Annotated in this window: 13 protein-coding genes; 6 read left to right on the top strand and 7 right to left on the bottom strand. The window is 69.0% G+C overall.

Annotated elements, in window-relative coordinates; genetic code table 11:
- The 3 genes from GBG68_RS14130 to GBG68_RS05740 all read left to right on the top strand — a co-directional run bounded on the left by GBG68_RS14130 (nucleotide 1) and on the right by GBG68_RS05740 (nucleotide 2,375).
- Nucleotides 1-1,134 carry a hypothetical protein gene (locus tag GBG68_RS14130; protein WP_193222236.1) on the top strand — a complete coding sequence of 378 codons (1,134 nt, stop codon included), beginning with the start codon at nucleotides 1-3 and terminating at the stop codon, nucleotides 1,132-1,134.
- A 13-nt stretch (nucleotides 1,135-1,147) separates the two neighbouring features.
- Nucleotides 1,148-1,687 carry a hypothetical protein gene (locus GBG68_RS05745; RefSeq protein ID WP_152145978.1) on the top strand — a complete coding sequence of 180 codons (540 nt, stop codon included), beginning with the start codon at nucleotides 1,148-1,150 and terminating at the stop codon, nucleotides 1,685-1,687.
- Between the two features lie 205 nt (nucleotides 1,688-1,892).
- A complete protein-coding gene (locus GBG68_RS05740) occupies nucleotides 1,893-2,375 on the top strand; it encodes a hypothetical protein (protein ID WP_152145977.1) in 483 nt (160 codons plus the stop codon).
- 129 nt (nucleotides 2,376-2,504) lie between these two features.
- Here the strand turns inward: GBG68_RS05740 and hrpB are convergent, their stop codons facing one another.
- From hrpB to GBG68_RS05725, 3 genes are all read right to left on the bottom strand, one after another.
- A complete protein-coding gene (hrpB, locus tag GBG68_RS05735; protein WP_152145976.1) occupies nucleotides 2,505-4,529 on the bottom strand; it encodes an ATP-dependent helicase HrpB in 2,025 nt (674 codons plus the stop codon).
- A gap of 25 nt (nucleotides 4,530-4,554) precedes the next feature.
- On the bottom strand, nucleotides 4,555-5,076 hold the full coding sequence (locus tag GBG68_RS05730) for an acyloxyacyl hydrolase (protein WP_152765540.1): 522 nt from the start codon (nucleotides 5,074-5,076) through the stop codon (nucleotides 4,555-4,557).
- 68 nt (nucleotides 5,077-5,144) lie between these two features.
- Entirely contained in the window at nucleotides 5,145-5,750 is a 606-nt protein-coding gene (locus GBG68_RS05725; protein WP_152145974.1) for an IMPACT family protein, read from the bottom strand.
- Between the two features lie 503 nt (nucleotides 5,751-6,253).
- On the opposite strand from GBG68_RS05725, the gene GBG68_RS05720 reads away from it, so the two are divergent.
- On the top strand, nucleotides 6,254-6,643 hold the full coding sequence (locus tag GBG68_RS05720) for a hypothetical protein (protein ID WP_152145973.1): 390 nt from the start codon (nucleotides 6,254-6,256) through the stop codon (nucleotides 6,641-6,643).
- 37 nt (nucleotides 6,644-6,680) lie between these two features.
- On the opposite strand, the gene GBG68_RS05715 is transcribed toward GBG68_RS05720, so the two are convergent.
- The gene (locus GBG68_RS05715; RefSeq protein ID WP_152145972.1) at nucleotides 6,681-7,004 is read right to left on the bottom strand and encodes a cupin domain-containing protein; all 324 of its coding nucleotides are present in this window, start codon (nucleotides 7,002-7,004) and stop codon (nucleotides 6,681-6,683) included.
- A gap of 102 nt (nucleotides 7,005-7,106) precedes the next feature.
- Here GBG68_RS05715 and GBG68_RS05710 point away from each other — a divergent pair, with 102 nt between their 5' ends.
- Nucleotides 7,107-7,589, top strand: a complete 483-nt coding sequence (locus GBG68_RS05710) for a PaaI family thioesterase (RefSeq protein WP_193222235.1) — start codon at nucleotides 7,107-7,109, stop codon at nucleotides 7,587-7,589.
- Here the strand turns inward: GBG68_RS05710 and GBG68_RS05705 are convergent.
- The 3 genes from GBG68_RS05705 to GBG68_RS05695 form a co-directional block, all read right to left on the bottom strand.
- A complete protein-coding gene (locus tag GBG68_RS05705) occupies nucleotides 7,525-8,598 on the bottom strand; it encodes a methyltransferase (protein ID WP_152145970.1) in 1,074 nt (357 codons plus the stop codon). The two genes, GBG68_RS05710 and GBG68_RS05705, sit on opposite strands and share 65 nt — an antisense overlap.
- On the bottom strand, nucleotides 8,598-9,908 hold the full coding sequence (locus GBG68_RS05700; protein ID WP_152145969.1) for an iron-containing redox enzyme family protein: 1,311 nt from the start codon (nucleotides 9,906-9,908) through the stop codon (nucleotides 8,598-8,600). The genes GBG68_RS05705 and GBG68_RS05700 overlap by 1 nt, the downstream gene beginning before the upstream one ends.
- Nucleotides 9,909-9,972: 64 nt before the next feature.
- Nucleotides 9,973-10,866 (bottom strand): ketopantoate reductase family protein, encoded by an 894-nt coding sequence (locus tag GBG68_RS05695; RefSeq protein WP_152145968.1) that lies wholly within the window; start codon nucleotides 10,864-10,866, stop codon nucleotides 9,973-9,975.
- 140 nt (nucleotides 10,867-11,006) lie between these two features.
- Here GBG68_RS05695 and GBG68_RS05690 point away from each other — a divergent pair, with 140 nt between their 5' ends.
- A complete protein-coding gene (locus GBG68_RS05690; protein WP_152145967.1) occupies nucleotides 11,007-12,950 on the top strand; it encodes a serine protein kinase in 1,944 nt (647 codons plus the stop codon).
- The last annotated feature ends 5 nt before the right edge of the window (nucleotides 12,951-12,955 follow it).

Raw genomic sequence — 12,955 nt, 5'->3', positions numbered from 1 at the left:
ATGAAGTACCAACCCCCTGTTGGCGGCGCGGCGAACGATCCCTACGTCAACGGCGACGCATCCACCGGTACCGAGGGGAGCATTCCGCCGGCACCGGCGATCGAACACCCTCAGCGGGAGATCGTCCATGTTCTTCAGCAGTTCGGAATCACGCCGGACGAAGGGGACCTGACCCAGCTCCATGAGGCGATGAGCCGCGCCGCTGGGCGGAAGGTTACGACAGTGACTGCCGCGGATTCCCCCAAAGCGCTGACATTGGCCGAGGCTGGCCTGGTGTTGGTAGATGCAAGCGCGGGCGACGTCACGCTGAATCTGCCGCCGGCCGGGATCAATGCAGGCCTGCGGTTTGAGCTTGCCCGCGTTGACTCCACCGCCGCCAGTGCAGCCACCATCCAGCCGGACGACACCGAGCCGGATACGATCGAGGGCGCGCCGAGTCTGGGGCTAGGCACCGGGCAGCGGTTCGTGCTGACCGCGCAGGACTCCGACTGGAAATCTAGCGAACCGCGCAGCAGCTACCGGCTGCGCAACGTGTCCGTGTTCACCGCTTCGGACACCTGGTCTAAGCCCGTGTGGTGCCGCGCCGTCGAGGTCGAAGTGCAGGGCGCAGGCGGCGGCGGCGCCGGCGCGGTCGGAGGCGGCGGCCGGTGCGGCGCCGGCGGCGGTGGCGGTGGCTATTCTCGGAAACTGATCGCCGGCGCGGCGTTGGCGGCGAGCGAGACAGTCACTGTAGGGGCAGGCGGAACGTCCAGCGCGGGAGCTAACGGCAACGCCGGTGGGGCCAGCAGTTTCGGCTCGCATTGCTCCGCAAGCGGCGGCAACGGCGGAGTGACAAGCGGCGTCGCGGCGATCGACTACGCACCGGGCACGCCAGGCGGTATCGGCGTTGGTGGCGATATTAATGTGCGAGGGGGGAGCGGCGGCGGCGGCGCGGTCATCGGAGGTGACTACGTGCCGATTAATACGGGGGGCGACACGGTGCTGGGCGCGGGCGGCCCGGTTCAGGCATCGTCAATTGACGGCATTGCCGGTGGATCGTACGGAGGCGGCGGTAGCGGCGGCATGTCTGTCGGCGGCGCAGTGCTGGGCGGTGTTGGCGCGCCCGGCGTTGTGATTGTCTACGAATACGAGTAGGAGAGCACGCAGCATGAAAGCATTAATAGCCGGCGACCGCGTGGCGCAGATAGTGCCAGACGGTGAGCAGTTTCCAATCGCAGCCCCGTTCGTGTGGGTTGACGCTCCAGGCGATGTGACCGAGCGGCACATCTACGATAACGGGCAGTTCGTAGCCCCGCCGGGGCCGGAACCGAAGACCCGAGACGAGCTGAAGGCCACCATTGACCTCGCCGCCGGTGCCGCCCGCCTGCGGTTCGTTTCCCCTGGCGATTTGGTCGACCAGGAGTATCGCGAAGCCGAGGCCGCCGCGCGGGGCTGGCAGGATGCCGGCGAGCCCGGTGACGCCGTGCCCGATGAAGTGCAGGCGTGGGCCGACGCATCGGGAATGACGCCGCGCGCGGCCGCGCAGGACGTGATCGACACGGGCGCACAATGGCGCCAGGTTCTGGCCCAGGTCCGCGCCCTGCGCTTGCAGGGGAAGGCGGATGTGCAAAATGCCGGCTCTGACGCCGAAGCGGCCGCCGCCGCCGACAATACCTTGGCTGCATTGGATTCTCTGCGGCCAGCATGATCCGCCTGCAATCATCCGATGGGCGGCGTGGAACTGCCAGGCGGTAGGCTTCCCGCTGCTGCGGGCGGGGGATGTCTGGCGGATTACGCTGCAGGATCTGCTGCTTTCTCCGCAGCTGAGCCGCGCCGCCGAGCGCCCTTCCCTCTGCACCGGCGAGCTGGTTGAATGATCCCGCCAGTATGTAGAGCACCGCGGGGAGGATCGTATGGCACTACTAGGAACGCGAGACCTGGGTCGGCTTCAGGAGCGTGGGATAAAACTCGACACAGACGGTTTCGGCCAGATCATCGAGTTTACGCCGACAGGGCTCGCGTGGCTCCTGAACTTCGTTTACGCAGCCAGCCCGCAAAGCCGCGCCGTCACGCTCGGTCTGCTCAAGGCTATCAGCGGCTGGGCCAGGCCGCCGTCGTGGCGCGAGCTGAGGTATAGGGCAGTCGAGTGCTCCGTGTACGACGACGCGGTCTACTACAACCTGATGTTCTACCTCAACGGGTCGCCCCCGAAGTTGTTCTCGTCTCTGTACCCGAACGCCACCGACGTGGGCACCTTGGTGGTCCCAGCATCGGGCCTCGCCGGCATCCGACCACGCGACAACCAAGAGGTCCGCATCATGTTTTCCGACGCCGAGCGGCAGCGGCTGTTGGCGGGTGATGTGCTGGTCGCTGGCCGGGAGGAAGAGCCCGCCTGAGCGGCGGGCCGCAAGCGCCAGCGAAGCGACGTTTAGCCGGTGTTCAAACGCACTTTGCGAGGAGGGTTAGAATGGGGCCGCGCCAGCGTCGCAAATTCACTGTCGCGGCGTCGCAAAACGAGCGGCGCGCTACACCTGGTCATCCATCGCCGGCCAGTGCTCCGGCTCCAGTGTGCTCAGCAGCGCCACACGGGCGCGCCATTGCCGGCAGCCTTCATCCCAGGGCAGCGCCTGCAGCCCGGCGGCGCGAACGCCCCGCAGCAGGGCGGCCAGCACCGCCTCCGGGTTCGGCGCGGACAGCGGCGCATCCTCCAGCACCAGCGCACGGTAGCGCCGCTGACGCCGGGCCTTCACCGCCTGCTCTCGCTCGTCCCAGACGATGCTCTCGTGGCGCTCGATGACATCGCCGAAATGCTCCGCCACCGTTTCCAGCGCCAGGGGCGCGGCCAGGAAAATGCGCGCCTCGCGGGGATTGCCGTCCAGGGCCGCCGCCACCAGACAGGGTTCCTGCGCCAGCGGGTCGTCTTCCGAGAGCACCGCGCCACGGCCATTGGCCAGTTGGTAGCGGGGTACACGGCCGGGGCGGCGCAGCGCGACGCGGTCGGGGTAGGCTTGAGCGAGCAGCAGGCCTATCGCCTGCGGCTCGGGAAGGATCGGGGCAAGGTCGCGCCCGCGGCCCGTACTGCGGGCCAGGGCATCGGCCTGACGGCGCAACGGGCGCAGAGCACCGTCGCGGCGGTCATGACGCAGCGCCTGCAGCCGCGCGCCGAGATCGGCATGCCCTAGGCGCGCCAGCGGGTCCCGCGCGCCCAGCAAGGCGGCCATTTCCGCCGCCAGGCGCCCCAACCCCCAGCCACGGCCGCGCAGCAGCATATGCCCCAGGCGCGGCGGCTGCCCCAGGCTCAGCAACTCACGGCCGTGGGCGCTGATCCGCCCCTGCCCATCCAGCGCCCCGAGTTCGCGCAACAACGCGGTCGCCGCCTCCCAGGCGGGCGCCGGGGGCGGGTCCAACCAGCGCAATTCCGAGGGGTCGCTCACGCCCCATTGCGCCAGCTCCAGCGCCAGACCGCTCAGATCGGCATCCAGGATCTCGGCGCCACTGAAGGCCGCCAGTCGGCCCTGCTCCTCTTCCGCCCAGAGGCGATAGCAGACACCGGGCTCCAAGCGACCGGCCCGCCCCAGGCGTTGCTCCGCCGCGGCACGGGATACCCGCCGGGTCAACAGGCGGGTCATGCCGCTGACCGGGTCGAAGGCGGCCCGGCGCTCCAGACCGGCATCCACCACCACCCGCACGCCCTCGATGGTCAGGCTGGTTTCGGCGATGGCAGTGGCCAGCACCACCTTGCGCCGCCCCGGGGGCGCCGGCACCAGCGCGGCATCCTGGGCCGCCTGGTCCAGGTCGCCGTAGAGGGGTGCCAGATAGGCCTCCGCAGGCAGCGCATCAGCAAGAGCCCTCACCACCCGGCGTATCTCCCCGCCGCCGGGCAGGAAGACCAGCAGCGAGCCCGTCTGCGCGGCCAGGGCTTCTCGCACCACGGCCGCCACGCGGGCCACCGGATCACCGCGTCCGGGTCGATAGCGCGCCTCCACCGGGTAGCTGCGACCGGCACTGCTGATCAGGGGTGCATCGTCCAGCAACCGGGCGACCGGCCCCGCGTCCAGGGTGGCGGACATGACCAGGATGCGCAGCTCCTCGCGCAGTGCCTGCTGCGCCTCGCGCACCAGCACCAGCCCCAGATCCGCCTGCAAGGAGCGCTCATGGAACTCATCGAACACCACCGCGCCGTAGGCCCCCAGCTCCGGGTCGTCCTGCAGCAGGCGGGTGAGCACGCCTTCGGTGACCACCTCGATGCGGGTGGCCTCGCTCACCCGGGTATCCAGGCGCATCCGATAACCCACCGTGTGCCCCACCGGCTCGCCCAGCTGCGCGGCCATGAACCGCGCCGCCGCCCGGGCGGCCAGCCGTCGCGGCTCCAGCATGAGCACGCGCCGGCCCCGCAGCCAGGGCTGATCGAGCAGCGCCAGGGGCACCCGGGTGGTTTTCCCCGCGCCGGGCGGGACCTGCAGCACGGCGGCCGACCGCTCGGCCAGAACGGCCAGCAGCCGGGGCAGGATCTCATCGATGGGCAAGGTGTCGGAACGGGGGCGACTCATGGCCGCCAGTATGCCATGGGGTGGCTCAGGGCCAGCGGTACCAGAGCTCCAGCGTCTGCATGTTCAAGCCTTCGTTGCGCCGGTAGAGCCCCGCATTGGAGGTGTGTTGCACGCGATAGGTCAGCCCCCAGCGGGGATGGGGCTGCCAGTAGACGCCCAGGTGGCTGGTAAATTGCCAATGGCCACCGAGCTCGAAACTATCGAGCTCGTACTCCTCCAGCCAGAAGGCGGAGAGGCCCAGATCCAGCCCCAGGCTCGCGCCTTGCGGTGCGAAACGCGCCCCGCCCCCAACACCCAGCGCCGCGGAGTGATCCCCGTCCGCCTTGAGCGTGCCGGCGGTCAGCGCCCAGTACGGCCTTGCCTGCCAGCGCCCCCCCAGGCCATAGCGCCGTGCCAGCGGGCGGCGGAGAAATACCTCCTGGCGGGTGACGGTGCCGGAATCCAGGTTCGCGCCCCCCTGGCCACCGCGCAAGCCCAGCTCCAAACCCGCACCCGAGGCAGCGGCGCTGCCGAGCAGCAGGCAAAGACAGACAGCCAGACGCTTCACGCTTGCACCGTCCACTTCGACACCTCCGGCGTTGGGAGAGCGAATTTTTCAGCAGGCCGGCGCGGCCCTCAGTCGGCCCGCCTGAGCCGCGCGCCCTGGGCGGCACACCACGCTTCCAGGGCTTGAACCTGTGCGCGGGGCACCTCCAGGCCCAGGCGGACGCCTTTACCGTAAACGACGCCCTGCACGCTCGCGCCATGCGCCGCGGCCCAATGCCGGCAGGCCTGCTCCTGCGCGAAACCCAGTTCCAGCCACCACAGATCCCGGTGCACGGGCCGGCGCACGCTCAGGGCCGAAAGCACCGCCTCGGTGGCCCCCGAGTAGGCACGCACCAGACCGCCCGCGCCCAGCTTCACGCCGCCGAAATAGCGGCTGACCACCACCATCACGTCGCCAATCTGCTTGTGCTGTATGACATTCAGTATGGGCTTTCCGGCCGTACCCCCAGGTTCGCCGTCATCGTTCATCGCCGCGCTGCGGGCGCTGGCCGGGTCGCCCAGCACATAGGCCCAGCAGTGGTGGCGGGCATCCGGGTAGCGCGCCCGCGCCTCGGCCAGCACGGTCATCGCCTGCTCGCGATCCGCCACCGCCTCGGCGCGGGCGATGAAACGGCTTTTCTTCACTTCCAGCTCGACTTCGGCTGGGCCGGCAGGAACGTAATGGGCTTCAGACATGGCAGGTCATGGTGGAACAGCAAGGCGGGCGCATGAGAGAGGCGGGCTCCAACTCGAATCGACGGAAGCCTACAGCATGCCAGAGTGGCGCGCCGTTTGATTCAGCCGGCACAGGGTGGACCCACAAGGCTTGGCCCTGAAGGGGCGCCGGCTGTCACTCCGGCGCCCCGAGCGATGAAGGTGGCCACCGCGAACGTCCCTGTCCGCTTGCGCCTTCCCGGCGACGGTGGCCGCTCCTCCCGGCGGCGCCAGCAGCTGCCGTCGCCGGCCTTCGGGAGCGAGATCCACTCTACGCCACTGTTGGCGATACCCCTGCGGGACGAAGACGATGTATCGCGTCAGTCCTCGCTGACAGGCGCTGTAGGACAATGCGGCGATGCAACATTGATACACTTTGGGCGGGCGGAGGCTATTCACGGCCAAGCCCGCCCCTTGGGCGACGCTTTCCAATTCCGCGCCCCTCGCCTAAGCTGCGGGGCAACACTTCACCACCGGGATGCCCCATGACCGAATTGCACGGCCACGACTGGAAAATCGATCTACCCGCCCACTGGGAGGTGGAAGAGGACGAGGACTCCACCATCATCTACGAAGAGGACGGCGTAGGCGCGCTGCAGATCAGCGGCCTGGTGGCGGAACAGGACGTCACCGACGGGGACTTGCGCGAATTCGCCGCCGAACACCTCGCCGCCGGCGCCCGCGCCGAGGCGGTGGAACTGGGCGAATTCAGCGGCTTCACCTTCAGCTACACCGAAGACGACGAACACTGGCGGGAGTGGTATCTGCGCACCGGGCCGGTAGCCCTGTTCGTCACCTACAACTGCGACCTGGAAGACCGGGGCGTGGAGGACGAAGCCATGGAGCAGGTGCTGGGCACGCTGAGCCGCGCCTGATCCCACCGCCCGCCCTGCCACCGCCGGCGGTGCTGGTTCAGCGGTAATGTACCGCCAGCCAGACGCTGGCCTGCTCGGCACTGGTCCAGGCCACCCGATGCCGGCAGCCGGCGGGAATCCGCAGCCAATCCCCGGGGGCGAGCTCCCGGGGCGCGGGTTCACCATCGAAAAGCACCCCGGCCGCGCCCTGCAGCAGCAGCACCCACTCATTGTCTTCCTGCTCGTACCACTGCCCCTCGGGCGTGGCCTGACCCGTGGAGACGATACGCTCGATGCGCAGGCCCTCGCCCTGCAGCAGGGGCTCGAAGAGCTCCTCGGGCAGGTGCGCCGGCAGATTCGCCAGCAGGTTTCCGCTTTGCATGTCCCGCCTCTGTTGAAAGCTCGCTGCATTCTCCCGCCCCGCTTGCGAGAAACCAAGCTTCACGGCAGTATGCGGCAGCGCGTCATTCACGGGAGAGTCAGCATGACCTACGCCGAACAAACCGGGCTGGAGAAGGTGGACATGGACTTCTATCGAAGCTCCTTCGTCAGCGGCGCCAGCAATGCGAATCGGCTGCGCGTGCAGTATTTCCTGCGCCGGGACGACGGCCGGCTGTTCGCCGATATCTGGTTCGGCCCCGAGGCCGCCGGCCCGCCGGACTTCGCCCACGGCGGCGCCCTGGCCGCCATTCTCGACGAGGCCATGGGGGTGATGGGCTGGTTCAACCATTACCCGGTGGTGACGGTCAACATCAGCATCGACTACAAGAGCCTGATGCCCCTGGGACATGAAGCGGGGCTGGAATGCTGGATCGAGCGGGTGGACGGGCGCAAGGTCTACACCCGCGGCGAGATTCGCAACCGGGACGGGGAACTGATCACCAGCGGCCAGGGGATCTTCGTCACCCTGCCCATGGAGTCGTTGGGCAAACACCGCCAGGCGGTGAGCGAGTTCTACGGCTTCTGAGCCGCCGCCGAGGGGCCGTAAAACGGTCATCCCTGGCACAGCGCCCGGGTCGGCATACCTGCAGCCCCACCGCCGCGATGCGCTCGACGTCGGCATAGGGCGCCTGTTCCAGCTCCTCGCCGAACACATCCGGGTCCAGCTCCCGATAGCGCCAGCTCACCGGCTCACCCGCCAGGCGCGCCTGCAGTCGCGCCAAGAACGGGTCGGCGCCGCGAACCATTGCCGCCCCTGTATACAGCAAGAGTGTGCCAGCGGGGGCGAGCCGCTCCAGCGCGCACTCGAGTATGCGCAGCGACAAGCCTTCACCGCGCGCACCGCCGCCATGACGGTACTGTCGCCGCGCCGCATCCAGCAGATAGGGCGGGTTGGCGACGATCAGATCGAACTCTCCCGGCAGGCCCTGCAGCAGGTCGCCATGGCGCCAGCGGATGCCGTCCAGACCGGCCGCTTCGGCGCTGGCCGCCGCGTAAGCCAGCGCCCGGTCGTTGATGTCCACGCCCCACACCTCCGCTTGCGGGCAATGCCGCGCCACCGTCACCGCCCCCGGCCCGGCCCCGCAACCGATATCCACTGCGCGGGCGGGCGGCACCCGACAGTGCGCCAGCCACTCGCTCAGCCAGTGGGCAAAGCGGTGACTGTCCGGCCCGAAGAACACGGCGCGCGGGTCCTGCGTGGGCCAGGCCGAGTGCAGATAGCACACGCCATCCAGACTGGAGACCCGCACCCGGCTCCGCCAGCCGCCGGGCACTTGCTCCAGCAGATCGGCGGCCTGCAGTCGTGACAGCAGCGGCCCGGGCAACACATCGCCGCTGAAGGGCCGGCTCCAGCCCAGCACGCCGTTGATATCCCGCGCCCAGGCCTGCCCCTTGCGCCCATTGACGCGGGCGTGGGTGGCCGGCGTGACAGTGGTATGGGCGTATCCCCGGGCGCGCAGTTCCTTGAGCAGCGCCAGCAGCCGCGCCGGCGCCCGGGGCTCGCGTATCGCCCGCTCCCTGGCCGCCGCGCGCATCAGGTGCCGAACTCCCGCGCGAATGCCGCGGTAGCCGCCAGCCCTTCGGGGCTGTGATGACGGCCCGGGCGCATCAGCGCCACCAGCGACGCCATGTCCTCGGCGCTGGCCGCGGGTGCGGCGTCAGCTTGCCCGCGGCGGCTCGGGGCGGAGTCGCCGGCGGGCGCCGCCCACCGGGCACTTTCATGACCATCGGCGATCCAGTCATGGATCAGCGCCCGCTCCCAGGGGGTGAACACGCCCTGCATGGCCGCGCGCTCCCCCTCGATCAGGCGCCAGAAACGACTGTGCGCCGGGTCGCGGCCGCGACGCACCCAACCCTCCTGCTGCAGCGCCTGGAGGAAATCGGCCAGGCGTTCGGGACGCGCCAGCCATTGGTTGACGCTCAGGCCGGCAATGCGGCAGTGGTCGGAGTGCAGGCCGACCCCGAAAACCGCCTTGTCGCGCAGGGCCGCCAGCAACTCGGCCTGCAAATCGAACTCGGCAACGACGCTGTGGGTGCTTGCCCCGAGTTCGTTGAGGCGAAACCCCGCCTCCAGTCGTGCTCGCGCCTCGGCGCTGTCGGGCAGCAGCGCCCGCACCGCTTCCACCGCCTTGCGGCCATGACCGCTGGCGCTGTTATCGACCGTGAGATGCAGAATGAAGTAGCGGGCATCCAGACCCAACTCGCGCAACTCGTAGGCGGTGATGGGCACATGCAGAGGCAATTGCTCGTAGCCCAGGTTGTAGCCCAGCAGCTCGGGCAGGAAACGCCGGGGCTGGCGTGCGAAGGCGAGCTGGATCGCCCCGGGCAGATAGTGCGCCTGGGACAGCGGCCGCTCGGGCGCGCAGCCCAGTTGCCGCAACAGGCGCTGATACAGCAGCACGTGGTTCAGCGCCGGCTCCCCCTCGCCCAATTCCTCCAGGTAGGTGCGGATCAGGCCGCGAAAGCGCTCGTCAGCCCGACAATGCAGACAGCCGTAAAGCCAGGCGCCGTCCACCAGCTTGGTGGGCGCCACGCCGCGCAGAAAGTACAGGGCATGAGCGCGGCTGCCAAAGAGCCGCCGGGGCGCGCCCAGCTGCCGCTCGGCCAGATAGCGGCGATAGGCCCGGGCGGTGCGCCGCCAGTTGCGCACGCTCCAGCGATACAGGCGACGCGGCGCGCGGGGCAATTCCGTGCGCCGGGGCGGCAGCTGCGCCAATTGCCGGCACAGAAAGCGCCCCGCCAGTTCATCGGCCTCAGGGCCGTGGGCGAGCAGAGTGTGGTACACATCACGCGGAGCCAGCCCATCGATAGCCGGCGCCACGGCCCTGGACAAGGCAGCGCTCATGGTCGACATGCCCCCGTGGCCTCCAGATCAGCGCAAATCACAGACTTGCTCAGAGGGCATGGGGTCAGGAGGTCGAAAACTCACCCATTAACGCCGCGTGGGCGGGGGCCGGCAAGCGGTGCGCGCGCGCAAGCGCCAGCAGGTAGCCGTTGATCGCAGCAATCTCCAGGGTGCGCCCGGCCCGGGCGTCCTGGTGCATGGAGGAATAGTTCGCCCCGGTGGCGCGCGCCACCGCGCAGGCCGCCTCGAAAGCCGGGCGTGGATATTGCCAGCCGGCCGCCGCCAGCACCCGGTCCGCCTCCTCGCCCAGCACCTGCATTCGCGCCAGCGCCGCAGGGCGCTCCAGCAACTCGCCGTTGCGGCAATCGTGCAACACCGTGAGCGGATTGATCAGGGCGTTGACCCGCAGCTTGTCGGCCAGATGGTATTCGATGGGTTCGGCCCACTCGGCGCGAAAACCCGCCGCATTCAGCCAGGCCGCCCAATCGGCGCCCTCGCCCTGCAGCCGACCCAAGCGAGTCAGGCCGCGCCCGGCATGCACCAACCGATCCGGCGCCGGGCGGTAGGCCCCTTCGGTGGTGGTTCCCGCCGCCACCGCACAACCGGGCCAGCGCCGGGCCACCGCCTGCTGCACGCCCATGCCGTTGTGCAGCAGCAGAATAACCGCCGCCGGGTCCAATGCCGCGCCCAGCGATTCCAGCGCCGGCAGCACATCCTGCGCCTTGGTGCAGACCAGCAGCCGGCGCACCGGCCCGGCCAGGGCCTCGGCCGCGCTCTGCGGCAGACTGACCCTTTCCACGGATTCGCCTTCGCGCAGCTCATAGACCCGCCGCCGGGCGGGCTCACTGCCTGTGCGGCGGATCAACAGCGGCGCCAGCCCGGCACCCCGAGCCAGCCCGGCCGCCATCAACAGGCCGATACTGCCTGCCCCCAGCACATGCAATCGCGCATCACTCATGGGCGGCGATTATAGCCCCCGCCGTTGTACCGTCGCCGGGCAAACCGCATGTGATCAGGTACAGCGGCGTCTCGCTGCATCGTGGCGCATTCCGATGGCAGCCGGCACATCGATCCTTTACCCGGATCAGGAGGTGTTCCATGGCAGGCATGGACAGCGCGGGCGGGCACGACCGGTTCCTTCAGGCTCTACAAGGCTTCAAGGACGAACACCGGGGCCGGCAGTGGCGCGGGAGCTTCGGCGAGTTTCTCGAGCACATCGTGCCGCGACAGGCCCACCAGGTCGCCCGCAACAGTCACCAGTACATCTGGGACATGCTCTGCTGGATGCAGCGCAAGGAATCCGGCGAAAGCCCGGCGTCCGCCCCCAGGCTGTTTTCCCGGGAACTGTTCGGGATGGAGCGGCCGCTGGCCCGGATCAGCGATTACTTCAAGGCCGCCAGCGCCGGCTCCGAGGTGGGGCGGCGTCTGCTCCTGCTGCTGGGCCCGCCCTCGGGGGGCAAATCCAGCCTGGTGATCCTGCTCAAGCGCGGTCTGGAAGAGTACAGCCACACCGAGGACGGCGCCCTGTACGCCCTGCAGGGCTCGCCGCTGCACGAAAACCCGCTCAACCTGGTGCCCTGGAGCCTGCGCGGGCAGTTCCGCGACACCTACGGGGTGGAGATCCAGGGCGAGCCCAGCCCCTGGGCGCGCAGCCTGGTGGAGGACGAATACCAGGGGGATTTCATGCGCGTGCCGGTGGAGCGGGTATTCCTGTCCGAATCCCGCCGGGTGGGGGTGGGCACCTACGCCCCCCACGACCCCAGCACCGCCGACATCGCCGACCTCATCGGCTCGGTGGATCTCGCCCGGGTGGCCGATTACGGCGACGAAGGGGACCCCCGGGCCTGGTCCTGGTCCGGGGCGGTGTACGCCGCCAGCCGCGGCATGCTGGAGATGATCGAAATCCTCAAGGTCAAGCGGGAGTTTCTCTACCTGCTGCTCACCCTCACCCAGGAGCGCAACGTCAAGGTGGCGCGCTTTCCGCTGATTCACGTGGACGAGACCATCATCGCCCACACCAACCTGGCGGAGTTCCGCCGTTTTCTGCAGGAGCAGGAGAACGAAGCCCTGCTCGATCGCATGGTCATCGTCCAGGTTCCCTATACGCTGAATTACCACGACGAGGCGCGCATCTACCGCAAGCTGATCGCCGCCGCCCCCAGCTTCCGCGATGTGCACCTGGACCCCCACGCCCTGGAACTGGCGGCCGTGTTCGCCGTGCTCTCCCGCCTGCAGCCCTCGGAGCGCGAGGACCTGGACCTCTCCCGCAAGCTGCGCCTGTACGCCGGCGAAGACGTGGACGGTCATTCGCGGGCGGAGCTGGAGCGCATCCGCCACGAATCCGACGAGGAGGGCCTGTCCGGTGTCTCGCCGCGCTTCGTGGTCAATGCCCTGTCCGGCGCCCTCTCGCGCAGCGAGCGCCAGAGCCTGAGCAGCATGGACGTACTGATCACGCTCAAGGACGCGATAGAGAACGATGCGCGCATCGAGGCGCGGCAGCGCCGCCAATGGGTGGACTACCTGGTCACCGCCCGCAAGGACTTCTACAACCACTGGGTAAAGGAGGACGTGCACAAGGCGCTGTTCGTCTCCTTCGAGCAGGAAAGCCAGGAGCTGCTGGAGAAATACCTGGACGAAGTGGAGGCCTCGCTGGACAACCGTCCGGTGGAAGACCCCATCACCAACGAAACCCGCCGCCCGGACGAGCGCTTCCTGCGCGCGGTGGAAGAGAAGATCAACATCTCCGATGCCGGCAAGCACAGCTTCCGCCAGGAAGTGGTGCGCAAGGCCATGATGGCCTTCAAGAAAGGCGAGCGCTTCACCCTGGACGCCCACGCCCGGCTGCGCGAAGCCATGCAGCAGTATCTGTTCGAGGAGCGGCGCGAGGTGCTGCGCCTGGTCACCTCCAGCGCCCGCCCCGATGACCAGGCCCAGCAGAAGATCGCCGCTGTCGCCCAGCGCCTGATCGACGAGTACGGCTACGACGAGCACAGTGCCCGCGAGGCGCTGAGCTACGTCACCACGCTGCTCTCCCAGGAATGAGCCCG

Origin of the sequence: Alkalilimnicola sp. S0819, from assembly GCF_009295635.1 — a bacterium.
In the GTDB taxonomy this organism is placed as follows: domain Bacteria; phylum Pseudomonadota; class Gammaproteobacteria; order Nitrococcales; family WHIW01; genus S0819.
Note: the sequence above shows the minus strand (reverse complement) of the source record. Positions and strands in the feature narration are given on the sequence as shown.